Annotated in this window: 17 protein-coding genes; 8 read left to right on the top strand and 9 right to left on the bottom strand. The window is 70.5% G+C overall.

Annotated features, from left to right (window positions below; all coding sequences use genetic code 11):
• Positions 1–38: 38 nt before the first annotated feature.
• A complete protein-coding gene (locus tag ACGFJ2_RS18745) occupies positions 39–677 on the top strand; it encodes a helix-turn-helix domain-containing protein (protein ID WP_357947874.1) in 639 nt (212 codons plus the stop codon).
• Here ACGFJ2_RS18745 and ACGFJ2_RS18740 read toward each other — a convergent pair.
• Positions 649–3,954, bottom strand: coding sequence for a glucodextranase DOMON-like domain-containing protein (locus tag ACGFJ2_RS18740; RefSeq protein ID WP_393469749.1), 3,306 nt, complete (start codon positions 3,952–3,954; stop codon positions 649–651). The two genes, ACGFJ2_RS18745 and ACGFJ2_RS18740, sit on opposite strands and share 29 nt — an antisense overlap.
• Positions 3,955–4,011: 57 nt before the next feature.
• Positions 4,012–5,169 (bottom strand): DUF418 domain-containing protein, encoded by a 1,158-nt coding sequence (locus ACGFJ2_RS18735; protein ID WP_393469746.1) that lies wholly within the window; start codon positions 5,167–5,169, stop codon positions 4,012–4,014.
• A gap of 242 nt (positions 5,170–5,411) precedes the next feature.
• Here ACGFJ2_RS18735 and ACGFJ2_RS18730 point away from each other — a divergent pair, with 242 nt between their 5' ends.
• The 4 genes from ACGFJ2_RS18730 (at position 5,412) to ACGFJ2_RS18715 (ending at position 6,998) form a co-directional block, all read left to right on the top strand.
• On the top strand, positions 5,412–6,101 hold the full coding sequence (locus ACGFJ2_RS18730) for a type 1 glutamine amidotransferase domain-containing protein (RefSeq protein WP_357947880.1): 690 nt from the start codon (positions 5,412–5,414) through the stop codon (positions 6,099–6,101).
• Positions 6,098–6,229 carry a hypothetical protein gene (locus tag ACGFJ2_RS18725; protein ID WP_393469743.1) on the top strand — a complete coding sequence of 44 codons (132 nt, stop codon included), beginning with the start codon at positions 6,098–6,100 and terminating at the stop codon, positions 6,227–6,229. The genes ACGFJ2_RS18730 and ACGFJ2_RS18725 overlap by 4 nt, the downstream gene beginning before the upstream one ends.
• A 17-nt stretch (positions 6,230–6,246) precedes the next feature.
• Positions 6,247–6,504, top strand: coding sequence for a dienelactone hydrolase family protein (locus tag ACGFJ2_RS18720; RefSeq protein ID WP_393469740.1), 258 nt, complete (start codon positions 6,247–6,249; stop codon positions 6,502–6,504).
• Between the two features lie 86 nt (positions 6,505–6,590).
• Positions 6,591–6,998 (top strand): nuclear transport factor 2 family protein, encoded by a 408-nt coding sequence (locus ACGFJ2_RS18715; protein WP_357947886.1) that lies wholly within the window; start codon positions 6,591–6,593, stop codon positions 6,996–6,998.
• Positions 6,999–7,122: 124 nt separating this feature from the next.
• Here ACGFJ2_RS18715 and ACGFJ2_RS18710 read toward each other — a convergent pair whose 3' ends face one another.
• On the bottom strand, positions 7,123–8,016 hold the full coding sequence (locus ACGFJ2_RS18710) for a TauD/TfdA dioxygenase family protein (protein WP_393469737.1): 894 nt from the start codon (positions 8,014–8,016) through the stop codon (positions 7,123–7,125).
• Between the two features lie 245 nt (positions 8,017–8,261).
• Here ACGFJ2_RS18710 and ACGFJ2_RS18705 point away from each other — a divergent pair, with 245 nt between their 5' ends.
• A complete protein-coding gene (locus tag ACGFJ2_RS18705) occupies positions 8,262–9,857 on the top strand; it encodes a protein kinase (protein WP_393469734.1) in 1,596 nt (531 codons plus the stop codon).
• Here the strand turns inward: ACGFJ2_RS18705 and ACGFJ2_RS18700 are convergent.
• The 3 genes from ACGFJ2_RS18700 to ACGFJ2_RS18690 all read right to left on the bottom strand — a co-directional run bounded on the left by ACGFJ2_RS18700 (position 9,749) and on the right by ACGFJ2_RS18690 (position 11,937).
• Complete coding sequence (locus ACGFJ2_RS18700) at positions 9,749–10,174, bottom strand: DUF4832 domain-containing protein (RefSeq protein ID WP_358174780.1); 426 nt, start codon at positions 10,172–10,174, stop codon at positions 9,749–9,751. The genes ACGFJ2_RS18705 and ACGFJ2_RS18700 overlap by 109 nt on opposite strands.
• Before the next feature lie 219 nt (positions 10,175–10,393).
• Positions 10,394–11,647: an FxsB family cyclophane-forming radical SAM/SPASM peptide maturase gene (locus ACGFJ2_RS18695; protein ID WP_357947893.1), complete on the bottom strand. Its 1,254-nt coding sequence runs from the start codon at positions 11,645–11,647 to the stop codon at positions 10,394–10,396.
• A gap of 92 nt (positions 11,648–11,739) precedes the next feature.
• Positions 11,740–11,937: a hypothetical protein gene (locus ACGFJ2_RS18690; protein ID WP_363991017.1), complete on the bottom strand. Its 198-nt coding sequence runs from the start codon at positions 11,935–11,937 to the stop codon at positions 11,740–11,742.
• A 380-nt stretch (positions 11,938–12,317) separates the two neighbouring features.
• On the opposite strand from ACGFJ2_RS18690, the gene ACGFJ2_RS18685 reads away from it, so the two are divergent.
• Complete coding sequence (locus tag ACGFJ2_RS18685) at positions 12,318–12,530, top strand: hypothetical protein (protein WP_357947899.1); 213 nt, start codon at positions 12,318–12,320, stop codon at positions 12,528–12,530.
• A gap of 34 nt (positions 12,531–12,564) precedes the next feature.
• Positions 12,565–14,694, top strand: a complete 2,130-nt coding sequence (locus ACGFJ2_RS18680) for a hypothetical protein (RefSeq protein ID WP_393469729.1) — start codon at positions 12,565–12,567, stop codon at positions 14,692–14,694.
• A gap of 40 nt (positions 14,695–14,734) precedes the next feature.
• Here the strand turns inward: ACGFJ2_RS18680 and ACGFJ2_RS18675 are convergent, their stop codons facing one another.
• From ACGFJ2_RS18675 to ACGFJ2_RS18665, 3 genes are read right to left on the bottom strand one after another with little or no spacing between them, the layout of a single operon-like run.
• A complete protein-coding gene (locus tag ACGFJ2_RS18675) occupies positions 14,735–15,748 on the bottom strand; it encodes an NAD-dependent epimerase/dehydratase family protein (RefSeq protein WP_357947904.1) in 1,014 nt (337 codons plus the stop codon).
• Positions 15,745–16,980 carry a hypothetical protein gene (locus ACGFJ2_RS18670; RefSeq protein ID WP_393469726.1) on the bottom strand — a complete coding sequence of 412 codons (1,236 nt, stop codon included), beginning with the start codon at positions 16,978–16,980 and terminating at the stop codon, positions 15,745–15,747. The genes ACGFJ2_RS18675 and ACGFJ2_RS18670 overlap by 4 nt, the downstream gene beginning before the upstream one ends.
• Complete coding sequence (locus ACGFJ2_RS18665) at positions 16,977–18,257, bottom strand: phenylacetate--CoA ligase family protein (RefSeq protein ID WP_393469723.1); 1,281 nt, start codon at positions 18,255–18,257, stop codon at positions 16,977–16,979. Before ACGFJ2_RS18665 ends, ACGFJ2_RS18670 begins: the two co-directional genes overlap by 4 nt.
• Between the last annotated feature and the right edge of the window lie 2 nt (positions 18,258–18,259).

The following is an 18,259-nucleotide window of genomic DNA, read 5'->3' as shown; positions in this document are numbered from 1 at the left end:
TAGGCTGTGTAACAGTTTTGAAGCAAGAGGGAAGAGCCATGACCAAGACGGAGTCGGCGCCGGGTGCGCGGCGCAAGGGCAGCCAGACGCGAGCCGAGATCCAGGAGGCCGCGCTGACCCTGTTCACCGAGCACGGCTACGACGCCACCTCTATGCGCGAGATCGCCGAGCAACTGGGCATCACCAAGGCGGCGCTCTACTACCACTTCGACAGCAAAGAGGCCGTCATCGTCAGCCTCTTCACCGACCACATGCGCGCGATGGACGAGCTGCTCGACTGGGCGGCCGGGCAGCCGCACTCCCCGGAGCTGGCCGCCGAGCTCCTGAGCCGGTGGCTCACGATGAGCAGCCAGCAGGGGGTGCGGAACATGCGGTTCGCCGTCGCCAACCACACCGCCCTGAAGACGGCCATGCCGACGGGTCAGAGCAGCCCGCTGGAGCGGACCGACCGGGCCACCCGGCTCATCCTGGGGCCCGGAGCCTCAGTGCAGGATCAGCTCAGCGTCCGGCTGGCTCTGCTCAGCGTGCACAGCGCCGTGCTGGCCGCTCAGGGCACCGAGGCGACGAACGACGACATCGTCGCCGCCGCGATGCGCACGGCGACACTCCTGGTCAGCCACCTGTTCCCCGACCTGCCTCTCCTCAGCCTCAGGGGACCCGAACCGCCCGCAGAGTGACCGGGCCGAGGAGCGGGTTCAGTTCGTCGGCTTGCGACTGTCCGGCCGGGGTGAGCACGTCCACGGCCTTGGGCACGCCGCCGGGGTCGACGGAGCACAGGGGAGCGGTCCCGCCGGGGGCGCACACGCCGAACTGGTACGGCTGGGGAGTGGCGGTGAAACCCCTGGCCTGGTCGGCGCTGAACCCGTCCTGACCGGCGAGCACGACCGCGAACCGCCAGCCGGGCCCCGGCGTGCCGAAGTCCGCCTTGGGCAGGGCGATCGTGATCGTTCGGGTGGTTCCGGAGCCGCGGACGGCGGCTCCGGACCGGGCGGCGCCGGCGGCCGTCACCCAGACCGGGGCGGCGAAGCCCTGCGCCTCGACCCGCTGCGACCAGGCGTCCTGCTCGGCGATGCGGTAGTTGCGCTGCGGGAACGCCGGATCGGTCGAGCGTGCGGTCACGGCCGGGTCCTGGACGTACACGTCGAGCAGCTGGGCGCCGATCTGGCTGCCGAAGGTGGGAGTGAGGTCGGCGATCTCGGCGCGCAGGTAGACGGTGCTCGCGTCCGTGATCACCTGGAACCTGCGCAGGTCGAAGGCGCCCGCGTGGAAGTCGGCGGCCGTCGGGTAGGCGTAGGTGCCCGGCCCGTCGTCGTCGCCGTCGGGGTCGGTGACGTCGAGCACGGTCGTGGCGCCGGTGATGTCGCCGACGATCGACCGCCGGGCGTACCCGGTGCGGCCGTCGGAGGTCTTGGTGGTTGTGGTGGTCACTGTGCGGCCGTCGGGGGTTGTGGCGGTCACGGTGAGTACGACCTCGCCGAACGAGACCGGCGCCTGGGCGGTGAAGCGGCCGTCGGCTCCGGCCCGTACCGAGACGACCTTGGTGGCTGCGCCGATGTCGATGGGCGTGGCCGCGACGTCGACGCGCGCACCGGGCGCGGTGGTCCCTTCGACCGTGACCGATGTGCCGGTGGCGGTGCTCCCTTCCGCCGGGGCGGTGACGGTGAGCGGCGCCGTCGCGGGCATGCCGTGGGCGGCGTAGCGGCGGCGTACGATCTCGGGCTGCTCGGCCGGGCGGCCCGCCGCGAGCGAGAGGATCAGCCGTACCTCCTGGGCCTGCGCCCAGGTCAGCGGGGAGGCCGAGCCGGCGGGCTCGCCGTCGCGGAAGCCGATCGAGGCGGTGGCCGGGTCGGTGCCGTACGGCGCGGCGGCCAGGTCCGGGTTCTCCCACGCCTGCTCCGGGACCAGGCCGGTGCCGGAGGACATGGCCCGCATCGCCGCCAGGAGGGACGCCGCCGTACGCGGGTCGCCGGTCTGCAACGCCTGCTCGGCCCGTTCGCCGGACAGGACCGGCCACAGGTGGCCCGAGCCGGTGTTCGCGGTGGGCCAGGGCCGCCCGGACGGGGCGCAGGAGGTGGGGTCGGGCTCGTAGCAGTCGCCGTAGCCGTCCTCGGTGCCCGCGGTGTCGGAGCCGTAGCGGTACCAGCCCCGGCCGTTCGGCGTCGTACGCCCGATCACCCGGTCCACGACCGGCAGACTGGCCAGCACGTCGGGGTCGGTGGCGGGCAGGACGCCCAGCCGGGTCAGCTCCAGGAAGCCCGCGTCCATCACCCGGCGCTGGTCCTCGGTCGGGCCGCCGTTGCCGAGGTTGTACGGGGCGGCGGCGTCCGGGTCGCCGGTGCGCGACAGGCGCAGGAAGTAGCGGGGGGCGTACGGGCCGGTCGTGGTGACCGTCCAGCCCTTGACCGAGCGGGCGAAGTGGTCGGCGGTGGCGCGGTAGAGCCTGCCCCGGCCCTGGTCGTCGCGGCCGGCGGCGATCTCCCCGGCGGCGACGAGACCGGCGATCTCGGCCGCGATCGTGGACGGCGAGTAGCCCTGCTGCTCCTCCCAGCGCTCGACGCCGAACGCGGGCCCGTGCGCGACCAGGAAGTCCGCGGCCTGGCGGACGTGTTCCCACAGCTCCGCGCCGATCCCGGCCTGGTGGGCCATCAGGATCGGGTACGCGCTCTCGTCGAGCTGGTCGCCGCCCGAGTCGGGGGCGAGCCGGCCGTTCAGCAGGGAGTTGCGCGGCAGGCGGCCGTCGGGCAGTTGCTGGCGTTCCAGCAGGAAGCGGGCCGTGGCGCGGGCGGTCGCCAGGTCGCCGTCGGTGAGGAAGCCGGTGAACGCCTCGTACAGGTCGCGGGCGAACACCTCGCGATACGACCCGAAATAGACCGCCTTGCCGCCCACCTTCTCGCCCGCGCCGACCGCCTGACCCCATGGGCTGGCCAGCGAGGCGACGACGGCTCCGGGGAAGGTCTTGTCCTCGCTCGCCTTCAGCACGTTGGCGGACAAGCGGTAGGCGTCGGCGAGCGAGGCGGGCGGCTTGCGCAGCCCGGCGTCGTAGGTGGCCCAGCCCGCCTCGTACCGGGCTCGGGTGGTCTCGAACGGCCGGGTGGCGGCCTCGCCCGCGGTCCGCAACGCGGCGGCCGCCGTACGGCCGAAGCCGAGCGCGAAGGTCACCGCACCCGAGCCGTCCAGGGGCAGCCGGGCGGTGGCGACCACGTTGCCGTCCGGCGCGGTGGCGTTGGGGGTCAGCGTGTGGTCGGTGTCCAACTGCGCGGCGCCGTCGCTGGGCGTTCCCGCGTAGCCGACGCCCGCCTGGGGCAGCCGCCGCTCCGCGCGCAGCGCCAGGTGGGTGGGTACGGCGTAGTCGCGGGCGGGCGCGGAGGTCTCGGTGTTCGAGTCGGAGATCACCGGGGCGCCGGTCGGGCCGTCGACCACGCCGCTGTCGGCCCCGCCGTTCGGCGTGCCGCCGCCTCCGTTGCCGTTGACGCTCGCGTCCAGCCGTATGTACAGGCGCAGTCCGGCCGGCTGGAGCCGGGTCCTGACCACGACGGCGTCGCTGTCCGGATCGGTGAGATAGGTGGAGGTCAGGCGGTAGCGGCCGGCCTTGCTGGACGAGGTGATCGTGCAGGTCATGCCGGAGCGGTCGGTGCTCACCTTGTAGGTGGTGTCGCGGGACTGCAGCTCGGTGAACGTCGTGCCGTCGGTGACGGCGAACTGCATCGTCTCGACGTTGGTGTTGTCGATGGTCGGCTCGTAGACGTCTGACAGCACGCCGCCCGCGACCGTGTACCAGACCTTCGAGGCCCGGCCCGTGGCCGTCCCGACGCAGTCCTTGCGCGCCAACCCGAAGTGAGACGCCACACCCGGCCCGGCCGGGGCGGGACCCCGGGCCTGCGCCGGTATGACCGGGAGCCCGACCAGCGCGACGGCGACGGTGAGGGCGAGTGTGAACCGTCGAACCATGGCCATGCCGTGCCCCCTTGGGTCCGCCCTTTCGTTGCAGAGAAGACCAGGCCCTGATCCGTGTCAACCCCGACCCGCGGTGAGGCGGCGAAGGCCGTACTCGATCGGGCCGTAACGATGGCTCCGCAGCCACCACCAGCTCAGCCCGAGCAGGAGCGCGTAGATCACCGCGGCCACGCCCATCACGGCGAGCGGCGACAACTTGCCCGCCAGGGCCAGTCCGTAGCCGGTGAAGACCAGGCAGCAGAGCAGCGACTGCCCGATGTAGTTGGAGGCCGCCACCCGCCCGGCCGGCGACAGCACGCCGATGACGGCGGGAAAGCGCTTGAACGCCTGGAGCAGGGTGACCACGTAGGCGGCCGTCAGCAGCACCGAACCCACGTTGTTCACCGCCAGCGCGACCAGATCCAGCGTGTCCCCGGACGAGGACGACGCCCAGGTGAAGAAGACCGCGGCGGGCAGGCCGACGCCGAAGCCCATCCACTGGACGCGCGGCACGAGATGGGCCCAGCGCTCCGGCTCCTCGAACAGCCTTGACCGGCCCGCCGCCAGCCCGAACAGGAACATCGCCATCGCCATCGGCCCCTGCCCGATCCACACCATCGCGGCCAGCGCCGGGTACGTCTCCACCTGGAACGACAGGAAGCTCAACGGCCCACCCGTGACCAGCGCCTCCGCCCGCGCCCCGGCCGCCGCGTCGGTCACCGCCGCCGTGCCCGCTGCCGTGCCCGTCGCCGGGTCGAGCAGGGTCAGCCCGGCCAGCAGCAGCCAGATCACCGACATGACGCCGATGATGGCGCAGCCGGTGACGACGGCCTTCCTGGGCGAGATGCCGCGCATCGCCAGCAGGATCACTCCGAGGGTGGCGTACAGCGTGAGGATGTCGCCGACCCACAGCAGGAACCCGTGCAGGACGCCGATCACGAAGAGCCCGAGGCAGCGCCGCAGCATCCTGGCCTTGACGTTGACCCCGTCGCGCGTCTGGAGCGTGAAGGAGTAGCCGAACAGGAAGGAGAACAGGATGTAGAACTTCGTCAGCACCAGCGTGCTGACGAGGTATGCGACCGGCCCCTCGGTGATGGGCAAGATGCCCGTCCCCACGGCGTAGCCGGGATCGGCGAAGAACCCGATGTTCGCCACGAGGATGCCCGCCAGCGCGAACCCCCGGACGGCGTCGATCTCGTGCACACGCCGTGAGCCCGGCGCCTCGGTCAGTGTCATGATCCCGACGCTAGAGAAGCCGAGCCCACCGGCACATCGACCTTTGGCAGCCTCCAAGGCCGACCAAAGTCGCTGGATCCTTCCGTTCCTCCGGAGCAGGTGTCCTTCCCGAAGGACCCTAGCCACCACGGACCGTCACAGGGATACGGTCGTGGGCGGAGCGGCCAGCTATCAGAATGCTGATGGATGCACCCACATGGGGCTATTGGCGGCCGATGGCCCCCGAGGGCGATCATGGGGCCATGACCCAACGCATTCTGATCGCACTGACCAGCCACGCCGCACTGGGCGACACCGGCAGGGACACGGGTTTCTACGTCCCGGAGGCGGCCCATCCCTGGGAGCTCTTCACCAAGGCCGGATTCGAGGTCGACCTCGTGAGCGTCGCCGGTGGCGAGCCGCCGCGCGACGGGGTGGACCTGGACGACCCCGTCCAGCAACGCTTCCTCGCCCTGCCGTCGCTTGGCAAAACACCTCGGCCGGAGGATGTTGATCCGTCCGGGTACAGCGCGATCCTGTTCGCCGGCGGGCACGGCACGATGTGGGACTTCCCTGACAACCCTGCCATGGCCGCTCTGACCCGTACCATCTGGGAGAACGGCGGCGTAGTCGCCGCCGTGTGCCACGGCCCGGCTGCCCTGGTCGGCGTGACATTGTCCGACGGCACGCCGCTGGTGGCGGGGCGCCGGGTGGCGGCCTTCACCGATGCCGAGGAGGCGGCCGTCGGGCTGACCTCGGTGGTTCCTTTCCTGCTCGCCTCCCGCCTGCGCGAACTGGGCGCCGACCACGTGCCCGCCCCCGACTTCCAGCCCCAGGTGATCCGCGACGGCCGCCTGGTGACAGGCCAGAACCCAGCCTCCGCCACAGGTGTGGCCGAAGCCGTCCTGTCCGCCCTTGCCGACGTCGCCTCAGGCACCGGCACGGCACCGTGAATCCCACGGTGCTGACCAGCGACGGTCCCATGGGTGGATACCTCGTCCGCCCCGCCGGGGACGGCGTGTATCCGGCCGTCATCGTGGCCCACCAGCTGTTCGGGCTGACCGATACGCGGGCTGGCTGACGGGCACCGACATCCCGGTGAGCAGCCCGGAACCCACGCTCGACCTGACCCCGGGCATCAAGGGCAAGCTGGTGTACATCGTCGGCGACCGCGACCACGCGATCACCGAAGAGCAACGGACGGCCATCGCCGAGCGCCTTCAGTCCGACGGGATCAGGCACGAGATGGTCGTCCTGGCGGGCGCCCCACACGCCTTCCTGGCACAGGAGGACTCGCCGTACCACGCCGAGACCTGGCAGCGCATCGAACGGGCCCTCGCCGACGAACTGGCCTGAGCCGTCCCGAGCCGCAGGCGAACCCTCAAGTAGCATCTATCGTGCGGGCCGAGCGACATTTCTACTGGTCACGAGGGGTGTAACGAGTGAACAGCGCAAGGGATCCCGAAGCTGAGATCCGGGCTCGGCTCCAGGAGCATTGGGCGGCCTCCGAACGCGGCGATGTCGACGCCGAGCATTCGATCTACGCCGCGGACGCGATCCTGGACTACCCGCAGTCGGGCGAGCGCTTCAGAGGCCGGGCGAGGATCCAGGCGCAACGCGGCGGGCACCCGGCCGAACGCCACTTCACCATCCGCAGGATCCTGGGCGGCGGCGGCGTTTGGGTGAGTGAGTGTGTGATCACCTATGACGGCGTGCCCACACACTCGCTCAGCGTCATGGAGATCACCGATGGCCTCGTGACGCACGAGACCCAATACTTCGCCGACCCCTTCCCCGCACCTCCCAGCCGGGCTGCGCTGGCCGAGCCGATCCCGGTCCGCGACCAATAGGAAATGCACGCCCGGCCGCCCACCATCCCGGCCTGGCCGGGCGGGACCACCCCCTCGATCGATCGGCGGTCTCGCTCGGCCAGGCCGCGTAGTCGTCTCCCTGGACGACAGGCCGTTCGCGGGGTCAGGCCGCGACAGGTGAGTACGCGGCCGCGTCCCCCTTCAGCACCGTGCTGGTCCGTCCGTCCACGTCCACCGGGACGTCGCCCGCGATCGTGACCCGGTGCAGGCGGCGCGGTTGGTCGCCGAAGTCGTGCACGACGCGGTGCTGGGTGGCGCGGTTGTCCCAGATGGCCACGTCGCCGGGCGCCCATCGCCAGCGGACGGTGTTCTCCACCTGGGTGACCTGCTCCTGGATCAGCTTGATGACCGAGGCGGAGGTCTGCGCCGACAGTCCGATCAGCCGCTTGGCGAAGTCGCCCAGCAGGATGGCCCGCTCGCCCGTCTCCGGGTGTACGCGCACCACCGGGTGCTCGGTCTCGTAGACGGTGGCGGCGAAGACCTCGGCGTACTCGCGGGTCCGCGCGGGATCCTCCGACGTCGCGATGTCGTACTGGTTGGTGTGTACGGCCCGCAACCGGTCGAGCAGGTCACGCAGCTCGGCGGGCAGGTACTCGTAGGCGGCCACGGTGTTGGCCCACAGCGTGTCGCCGCCCGCCGGGGGAACGGTGATGGCCCGCAGGACCGAGGCGAGCGGCGGCCGGTCGACGAACGTGACGTCTGTGTGCCAGCGGTCGACCTTGTGCCCCTTGCGATAGTCGAGGTCGAGGATGTGCGCGTTGTCGTCGAGGGCGGGCACGGTGGGGTGCGCGGTGGTCAGGTCGCCGAGCAGCCGGGCGAAGGCGACCTGCCGCTCCTCGTCCAGGTGGTCCTGGCCGCGGAAGAAGAGCACCTTGTGGGCGAGCAGCGCGAGGCGGATCTCGGCGACGACGTCGGCGGGCAGGTCGCCGCCGAGCCGTACACCGCTGACCTGGGCGCCGATCCGGCCCGCTACGGGGTCGATGTGCAGGGTTGACATGGATGTGGTCCTTCCAGGAGATGGGATGTCGGCCGATCAACGGAAGGACGGACAGAGCGCGCTGGCCACGCGGCAGAAGTCCACGTGACCTCGGATGGTGAGAACCATGGGCGTCACAGTTCTCACCGTAGATCGGGGACGCTCCTATAGTCAACACAACAGGTAGGAAATAAGGGTTTTAGTATTTCGCGCAATCCGCGTGTGGGACTGACGCGAATAAGGGGTGACTTTCTCGGGAGGAAGCGATGCGCGCTATCGAGCCCCTGCGTACGGGTGACCCACGCCGGCTGGGCGTCTATCGGGTGATCGGCCGGATCGGCAGAGGCGGCCAAGGTGAGGTGTACCTCGCGGAAGCGGACGGGCCGGACGGGCCGACCGGGCAGCGTGTCGCCGCGAAACTGCTGAACGCCGGGTCGTGGGACCACGAGCGGGCGCAGCGCATGTTCATGCGCGAGGTGGCCCTGGCCAAACAGGTGGCCCGATTCTGTACGGCCCAGGTGGTGGACGCCGGGATGCTCGGCGGTCAGCCGTACTTGATCAGTGAGTTCATCGACGGGCCCTCCTTGGCCGAACGGGTGGCGAAGGACGGTCCGGTCATCGGGAGCGCGCTGGAGCGGCTCGCGATCGGGACCGCCACCGCCCTGACCGCCATCCACCAGGCCGGCATCGTGCATCGCGACTTCAAGCCGGGAAACGTGCTGATCGGTCCCGACGGTCCACGCGTCATCGATTTCGGCATCGCTCGTGAGGCGGACACCACGGCCACGGCGACCAGTCAGATCATGGGCACGCCCGCGTACATCTCGCCGGAACAACTCGCCGGCTTGCCCGCGGGCGCCCCCTCCGACGTGTTCGCCTGGGGTGTGACGATCGCGTTCGCGGCCATGGGGAAGGCGCCGTTCGGGCAGGACTCGATTCCTGCGGTGATCAACCGCGTGCTGAACGATACGCCCGATCTGTCCCCGATCCAGCTGCCGCTGCGCGACCTGGTGGAGCGATGCCTCGCCAAGGACCCGGCGACCCGGCCCACCGCGCAGGAGCTCCTGCTGACGCTCCTCGGGGGCAGGTCGGGCGACCTCAAGGCCGCCGCCGACCTCGCCCCACCCGCCGCCCTGTCCGCCGAGCCGCCTATTGATCCGCCTACCGAGCAACCCGCTGAGCCGTCCACTGGGCCGTCCACTGGGCCGTCCGCCGGGCCGTCCGGTGGTGCGCGGTCGGGGCGTCGCGTGGCGCTCACGGTGGCCGCCGCCCTGCTGGTCGGTGTCGGCGTAGGCGCGGCAGCCGTACGGCCGTGGGCCCCGCGGACGGTGAGCGCGGACACCCGGACCGGCGCGACCGTCACCACCCACCCCCCGACGCCCAGCCCGAGCGCGACCAGCCTGGACACAGCCAACCTGACCACAACCAACCTGACCACGACCGGCCTGACCGGGACCAGTCCGGCCACCCCCAGCGCGACACCCAGCCCGACGGTGCCGGTCGTGGCCGGGCTGCGGCAGAAGGACGCGGCGTCCAGACTCCAGCAGGCCGGGCTGGCCCCCGGAAAGCTCACCCCGGACTGCTCCACCGGTGGCCCGCCCGGCAAAGTCCTGCGCGCCGCCCTACGGCCGGGCACGAGCACGGTCGACCTGGTGATGAGCGCGGCCCGCGCCCGCGTGCCCGACGCGCGCGGCTGGCCGCTTGACGCGGGAAAGGCGGCCGTGGAGAAGGCCGGCTTCACGGTGAAGGTCGGCTACCGGAAGGGACCCGACTGGATCGGCAAGGTGGCGGCCCTGAGCCCGCCCGCCGGAGCGACCGCGTGCACCGGCACAGAGGTGGAGATGTCGATCGGCGTCAAATGATCGGCGGCCGTTGGGCGCGCGGCAGAATTCAGGCATGTGCGTCGAGGAGCTGTCCACGGCCGAGCACCGGGTGTGGACGGTGGCAGCAGGCTGTTGAAGCCGTTGGTGGCCTCCCAGACGTTCTCGTTGGCCAGCCGGATCGAGTATTCGGGCCGGGACGACAGCTGCGGGTCGGGTAGGTCGAGCAGCAGCGCGTAGGTGCCCGCCGACATGCCCGACGGCAGCGTCACGTGGTCGATCGCCGCCGTGCCGCCCGCGAGACAGAGGCGGGGATGGCGTTGAGCGGGAAGCGGTACACGGCCTAGGCGGCGGGTGATCTCGGCCAGGCAGTCGCCGCTGTTCCAGCCGCTGATGACGTCGGGGTAGTAGTCGGTGTTCAGGTGCGTTCGTGAACCCGGACGGGTTCGGCCTGGTTACCGAGGACTCTGCCCGGTGGGCGCGCGGGGCCTGAGGAACTTAAGAATTTCGCCGAACGCCCGAAGACCGCGTCGTGTTCGCGGTCTTCGGGCTGTCCTGCTCGGGAAGGCGCCGCTGGGTTAGTTGTGTTCCAGTACGTCCTTGGCCACACGCTCGACGATGTGGCCGATAAGACGGGACAAGTCGGCGCAGTAGACGGACGGGTTGAGATAGCCGGTTCCGACCTTGTAGCGGTGGGCGTAGAGTCCACCGCCGCAGATGTTGCTGATCGGGCAGGCCTTGCATGTGTCGCAGAGCGCGTCAGCACCGATCTGCCGGGCGACCGAGCCGGGCTGCAGCATGAGCGCGTCGAGCGAGTCACGTGACACATGGTGGCCGCTGATCGCGGCTCGATTGAAGGACGACTTGAGCTGGTGGCAGAAGTCGATCGAGCCGTTGGTGTCGATAGTGAGCGATTGGAAGGGTGCGAGTCCCACGGTCTCCGCGTGGCTGTGCCCGCCCAGGACGAGGTTGATGATCTCGTCGAACAGGCGGATCGACGTCGGACGTACCGGAGCGTCATACCATCGATCGAAAATCGGGATCAGCCAGTCGGCGTACGTCGTGGTATTCGAGTCGCCACCCCAGGCCGGCGGCGGCTGGTTCCAGTTTCCATGCGGGAGCAGGAAGTCGACCATGGGCGGCTCATGGGCAATGAGCATCTCGTAGACGTCGATCGGGTCGTTGGCCACGTCGACCGTGCACAGCAGGCCGGAGAACAGGTCGCGATACTCCGGGGTGCGCAGGGCGTTGAGGCCGCTGATGGTCGCGTCGTAGCTGCCGCGACCGTTCGCGTACTTGCGGTGCCGGTCATGCGCTTCCCGACCTCCGTCCAGACTGACGTAGGCGCGGATTCCACATTCACGCATCAGCCGGAGGTTGTCCGGGGTGAGGAGCACCGCGTTCGTGGTCATACGGATGTCGAGCTCGATGCCAGGTGGCGTCTCGGCGTGGAAGCGCTCAGTGAGATAGGTGATCAGTTCGGGGCCCGCCATGAGCGGCTCGCCGCCGTGCAGAACCACCTTGGCATCAGGTATGTCATCGGCGTGGGCCCGCATGTGTTCACCGAAGCGGGCGGCGGCCTGGTCCACGGTGTCCTTCGACATAGTGGCCGGGTTGTCTTTCCAGCTGTCATCGGCCATCTCGTATACGTAGCAATAGTCACACGAGAGGTTGCACCTGCTGTGAACTTTGAGAACGAATTCGACGAATGGTTTTGGCCGCCACTGCGGATCCGCCAGGGCCGCGTCGACGACATCCTTCGTCGGCCACTCACTGACCTTGGTACCTAGGCTCACCATCGAGTTAAGGCTGATCAGGGGGAGTTCTCTCACTTAAACCATCCTTACCCTGTATTTTCGCAGGGAGAAGGCTGCGCGGCTTGGACTGCAAGACGCCGCGCAGCCGGAACTCGGTTGCCCTGGGATCAGCTATTGAACCAGCCCGCCGGCGTGTAGACGGCGTCGTCGCTGGCCACGCGGTCGAGCGCCGCGCCCAGCGCGCTAGAACCGGTGTCGGCCGAAGCCGCGGCCGCGCCGACAGTGAGCGCTGCGGCCGCGGCCGCAGTAGCGGCGGCGAGGGCCGCGACTCGCCGCAGGTGTTCCAGGTTGGACTTTTCGGGCATGTGATATCTCTTTCCTGTAAAGGAATTAATTACCTCCAGATCGTAGGCATGGCGATCTTCGTCCGCAAGCCTGTGTTTTTACCGTCCTTTTCAGTGGACCGTGACATTTCATGTCACAGCAGCAGCCGCTCGAGGCCTCGGCGTGGCGAAACGCCAGGTCGCGGACGGTGCTGAATGCGGGCCGGCCAGGCTACGTCCGGGGAGATGGTGTTTGAGAAGGCCACCCGTAATCCAACGGACCGCTAAGAGGAAATCGCCTTAATGTTAACTTTTCTACTATTTGTCTCATTCGTCGAGTCGGCTTTCTTGCGACGCCGCGCGTCATCGATTTCGGCATCGCTCGTGAGGCGGACACCACGGCCACGGCGACCAGTCAGATCATGGGCACCCCTTCGTACATCGCGCCGGAGCAGCTCGTCGGCTTGCCCGCGGGCGCGCGCGGCTGGCCGCTCGACGCGGGAAAGGCGGCTGTGGAGAAGGCCGGCGACCGGAATGGTCGCGACTGGATCGGGAAGGTGGCGGCCCTGAGCCCGCCCGCCGGAGCGACCGCATGCACCGGCTCAGAGGTGGAGATGTCGATCGGCGTCAAATGATCGGCGGCCGTTGGGCGTGCGGCAGAATTCAGCCATGCGCGTCGAGGAGCTGTCCGCGGCCGAGCGCCGGGTGTGGGAGGCGTTCCCCCGGGGCGAGCTGGTCGACTTCCGCACCGGGAAACCGGACGAGGACGACCCGGCGACCGGCGCGAGCTGGGGCGCGGAGCGGACGGTCCGCGCCGGAGTGATCACTGAGCTCCTCCTGCGGGAGGAATCAGCGCGGTTACCGGCCAGGTGGGAGGAATCAGCGCGGTCACCCGCCCTGCGGGAGGAATCAGTGCGGGTACCCGCCCAGTGGGAGGAATCGGCGCGGTTACCGGCCCTGCGCCTCAAGGGCGCCCGCGTCACCGAACTCCTGGACCTGACCCACGCCACCATCGGCCACCCGGCGCGGTTCCTCTCCTGCGACTTCGAGCAGGTGCCGCGCCTGTACTGGGCCCGCTGCCAGCAGCTGAGCTTCACCCGGTCCCGGCTGCCCGGCCTGTCGGCGTCGAACGCCCAGATCGGCGGCCACCTGAGGCTGGAGAGCTGCCTGTTCACGGGGCGGGTGGAGCTGCGCGGCGCCCACATCGCGGGCAGCCTCACGCTTGACCACGCCCAGGTGCGGGCGCCGGGGCTCGCGATCGACTGCGACCGGCTCCAGGCCGACCGTGGGATCGCCGCCATCGAGTTGCGGGCCGAGGGTCACGTGCGGCTGTCCAACGTCAAGGTCGGCGGTACGTTGATCATGGACGACGCCCGGCTGACCGCGACCGACCGGCACGCTCTGACGCTGGACGGCCTCGTCGCCGACGGCAACGTGTTCTGCCGGTGCATGACGGTCACCGGGATGATCAGCCTGCGCAACACCCGCGTGACCGGGCCCTTCGCCCTGACCGGCACCACCATCGACCACCCGGGTGAGATGGCCTTCCGCGGCTCGCGGATCACCGCCGAAGGCGGCCTCTACCTGGGCGGGACCTTCTCCGCCAACGGCACGGTACGGCTGGCGGACTCCCGCGTCGACCGCGAGCTCAACCTGACCGGCGCCCGCCTGGACAACCCCGGCGGCGACGCGCTCCAGGCAGAGGAGATCCAGGTCGAGGGCACGATCGAGGCGCGCGGGCTCACGGCACGCGGCCGGGTCGACCTGTCCCAGGCCCGCGTCACCGGATCTCTGCGCCTGGCCGGCGCCGACCTCTCCGCCCCGGGCAAGGTGGCGCTGGACGCCGACGGCATCTCCATCGGCGGCGCGCTGGCCTGCGTCGACGGGTTCCGGTCCGCAGGCGTGGTACGGCTGGTCGACGCCACCATCGGCACGATCGCCGACTTCAGCGGCGCCCGCCTGAGCAACACCCCCGGCGGCAAAACGCTGGACGCGGCCGCGGCGACCATCGGCAGCGGGCTGTTCTGCGGGCATGGCTTCACCTCCGACGGCGAGATCACGCTGATCGGCACCCAGGTCCGCCGGCACGTGTACTTCAACGACGCCACACTCGCCAACCCCGGCGGCCGGGCGCTGGCGGCCTGGCAGTTGGAGGCGAGTGAGCTGTACCTACGCCCGAAGTCGGCCCCCGAAGGCACCGTCGACCTGCGGCACGCCCGCATCGGGGTGCTGCGCGACGACCCCGCCACCTGGTCGCCGCGTCTGCAGGACGGCCTGACGTACGAGGCACTGGATCCCACGCTGCCCGCCGCCCGGCGGCTGGCCTGGCTGGAAGACGGCTCGGACGAGTACGTGCCGCAGCCGTACGAGCAACTGGCCAACACCTATCGGCGGCTCGGGCACGACGAGGACGCCCGCACGGTCCTGCTGGCCAAGCAGCGGCGGCGGCGCGCCACGCTCCGCAGGCCCGCCCGCGCATGGGGCGTGCTGCAGGACGTCACGGTCGGCTATGGCTTCCGGCCGCTGCGCGCCGCCGCCTGGTTCGTCGCGCTGCTGGTCGTGGGGGCGACGGTGTTCGCGCTCGACCGCCCGCCGCCTGCCGAGGCGGGCAAGGGGCCCGTGTTCAACGCCGTGGTGTACGCCCTGGACCTGCTGTTCCCGTTGATCGACTTCGGCCAGGAGAAGGCGTTCCAGCCGGTCGGCGGCGCTCAGTGGGTCGCCTACGGCCTGGTGCTGGCGGGCTGGATCCTGGTCACGACCATCGTCACCGGCATCACCCGGGCCCTGTCCCGTCAATAAGCCGTCACGGGACGACGAGCGCCTGCCACGATGTAGGCCGTCACGGGACGATGAGCGCCTGCCACGACGGCGGCATGTTGCGGGCCACCTCGATCCCCGAGAACACCGACGGTTCCTGCGGACCGTGCTTCTTCGCCCACGCGGCCATCTGCGCGAGCCCGTCGGCCAGCGGCACCGACCCCGTCCCCACACCGAGCAGGTCGCGGGCCTTGTCGTGGGAGGAGTAGGCGTGCACCACCTCGTGCCGCGCCGGCAGATGCCGGACCCGGAGCGGCGCGTCCATGGCCGCCGCCACCGCGCCCGCCAGTTCGTTGACCGTGTACGGCCGGTCGCCGCCGATGTTGAAGGTCTCCCCGTAGGCCCGCGGGTTGCCGATCGAGCGGGCGATCGGCAGCGCGACGTCGTCGATGTGGCTGAAGGCCCTGGTCTGCTCGCCGTCCCCGAAGATGGTGCACTCCTCGCCGCGCAGGATCTGGTTCATGAAGATGCCGATGACGTTGCGGTAGCGGTCGCCGATGTTCTGCCGCTCGCCGTAGACGTTGTGCGGGCGGAAGATGACGTACGGCAGGCCGAACATCTCGTGCGTGACCTTCAGCTCCTGCTCGACCGCGTATTTGGCGATCCCGTACGGGTCCACGGGCGCGGGCGTCAGGTCTTCGGTCATCGGCGGCTCCGCGTGGCCGTACACGGCGATGGAGGAGGTGAAGACGAAGCACCGGACGGTTCCGGCGTTGACGGCCGCGTTGATGAGGTTGACGCTGCCGATCACGTTGTTGGTGTAGTTGTAGCGCTTGATGAAGTGACTCAGCCCCTCGGCGGCGTACGCGGCCAGGTGGAAGACGTAGTCGAAGCGCCACTCCGCGAACAGCGCGTCCACCACCTCGGGGTCGCAGACGCTGCCCTGGTGGAAGCGGGCGCCCTCCGGGACGTTGGCCGGGTCGCCGCCGGAGAGGTCGTCGAGCACCACCACGCGATGACCGGCCCGGAGCAGGTCGGTCGCCACATGCGAGCCGATGAAACCCGCGCCGCCGGTGACCAGCGAGGTATGGGTCATGACAAGGACTCCTTCGCTACAGGGTGAGGGGAGAGCGTGCGCCGTGGCCGGAGCCAGCGCAGGAGGACCGCCGCGTGGACGAGCGCGCCGACGGCCAGCACGCCCACCGCGCCGAGCGCCCCGGCCCAGGGCACGACGACGGCCGCCAGCACCACGACCGCCGCCAGCGACACCACCGCGCCTGCCGCGGTCACGCGCAGCGCTAGGGGAGTGGCGTTCTCCATCAGGTAACTGGCGCTGCCCACCGCGAAGATGATCGGGACGCAGGCCACGTACAGGACGACGACCCCCAGCCCGCCGAGCGGCCGCAGCAGGAGCGCCGCCGCGCAGGAGACGGCCGCCACATAGGGGATCCCGGCGAGCAGCAGCAGGCGCAGCCAGCGGGACAGCCGCTCGTAGGCCGCGGACAGGTCCCGCTGGTGCAGTGCTTGGGAAACGCCGGGCTGCAGGACGCGCAGCAGGTAGCCGAACGCGTTGAGCAGCGTCCCCGAGGCGACGGAGGCCATGTAGAGCCCGGTGCTCTCCGCCTGCGCGCCGCTGACCGAGAGCGTCACGAACAGCAGGCTCATCGACACGCCCGCGACCACGTCGGGGATCGCCATCAGCAGGGACGTCCCCACCGCGACGTGTACGAGGACCCGGCGCCGCAGCCCGGCGAAACTCGGCCGCAGCCTGGTCAGCAGCACCACGTTGAGCACGGACACGTTCGTCAGGCACAGGGCCAGGAACACCGTGGGCGAGGCGTGCCCGGTCGCCGCCGCCCCGGTCCAGCAGGCCAGGCCCGTGGCCAGGACGAGATGGTTGGCCACGTCCCGGCCCGGCCGGCCGATGGCCCGGCTCAGGCCGACCAGCACCTGGTTGCCGCCGATGCCGATCGCGTACAGGCCCGCCAGCCCGCCCAGGAGCCACGGCCCGTTGTGCCCGAACAGCAGCACGCCCGCCAGGACCGCGATCGCGATCACCAGCAGCAGCCCGGCCAGCGCCACGAAGACGCCGACCAGCAGGCCGACGGTGTGCCGCGCCCGCGGGATCAGCTTCAGCGCGCACTTCTCGATGCCGATCGACGCGAGCGGCGTCAGGAATGCCGCGCCGCCCATCGCCTGGGCGTATCCGGCGTAGTCTCCGGAGCTCCAGACCGCCAGGAGCACGACGTTGGCCAGCAGGAGCGTGCCCCGGAAGGCGGCCCGCCCGCCGAGCAGCACCATCAGCTGTCTGGGTGCCGCGAGCCTCATGCGGGCGGTGCGCCGTAGTCGGAGGTGACGAACCTGCCCTTGCCGCCGGCGGTGATCTCGACGGTCTCGGCGGGCACCACCTCCAGCGGGAACTCGCCACCGGCCAGGCCGAAGAGCTTGTCCCGTACGGTCGCCAGCACCTCGCCCGGCGGGTCGGCGCTGGGCACGACGTGCACCCGCACCAGGCCCGCCGTGTCCTGGTGGACGAAGCACTCGCTGATGCCCGGATGGGTGGCGGCCAGGTGCAGAAAGGCGTCGGGGTAGAGCCGCTCGCCCGACGGGAGCGTGACGTAGTCGTTGCTGCGCCCAGTGGTGAGCCGCAGAATGCGGAAGCGGCGGCCGCACCGGCAGCGGCCAGGCTCGATGAGGCCGATGTCGCCCAGGCTGTAGCGCAGCAGCGGCATGGCCCGCTCCATGAAGGCGGTGACGACCACCTGACCGGCCTCGCCGTCCGGGACCGGATCGCCCGCCGCGTCGACGATCTCGCAGTAGACGCGGTCCTCGCCCAGGTGGGCGCGGCCGTAGCGGCAGTCGTAGGTGACGTTGAGCACCTCGAAGGCCGAGTACTCGTCGAAGACCGGAGCGCCGAACCGCTCGGCGAACATCGCCCGGTGCTCGGGAAGCAGCAGCTCCGACTCGGTCATGACGATGCGCAGGGTCCGCCGCAGCCGCGCGAGCTCCTCCGGGGTGAGCTCGCGCAGCAGGCCCCGCAGGTGCACGGGGTAGCCGATCAGCACCTTGGGCCGGTTGGCCAGGAGCTCCGCCTTGATCTCGCGCATCGGCCGGTGGGAGAGGATCACGTGCCGCCGGAACAGCCCGAACCGCTCGAACATCCGGGCGGGCGGCGCGAACGGCCGGATATGGCTGAGCCGGTCGGTCGGCAGGTAGCGGCCCGTCGCCAGGAACCGCCGCACGCAGGCCGCCATGTGGTAGTCGTGGCTGTCGCGGTCGTGCAGGATCCGGACCCGGCGGCCGGTGCTGCCGCTCGTCTGGAAGGACAGGCACCGATCCTGGTCGACGCCGTCGGCGAGCAGCCGTTCCAGTGGCTGCTCGCGCAGCACCCGCTTGTCCAGCACCGGCAGCTCGGCCAGCTCGGCCAGGTCACGGAGCGGGCCGCCGCGCGCATAGCGGGGGTCGTCGCGGTAGTAGGGCACCCGGGTACGCGCCAGCTCCAGCATCCGGTTGAGCCCGCGAAGCTGGCGACGGCGCAGCCCCGCCGCGCCGCCGTACTGCCGCGCGATGCTGAGCGGGACGTAGCCCGCCTCGCGGATGATCATCG

Origin of the sequence: Nonomuraea sp. NPDC049028 (assembly GCF_043197735.1) — a bacterium.
GTDB lineage: Bacteria > Actinomycetota > Actinomycetes > Streptosporangiales > Streptosporangiaceae > Nonomuraea.
The sequence above is the reverse complement of the archived record's forward strand: the minus strand, read 5'-3'. Positions and strand labels throughout refer to the sequence as shown.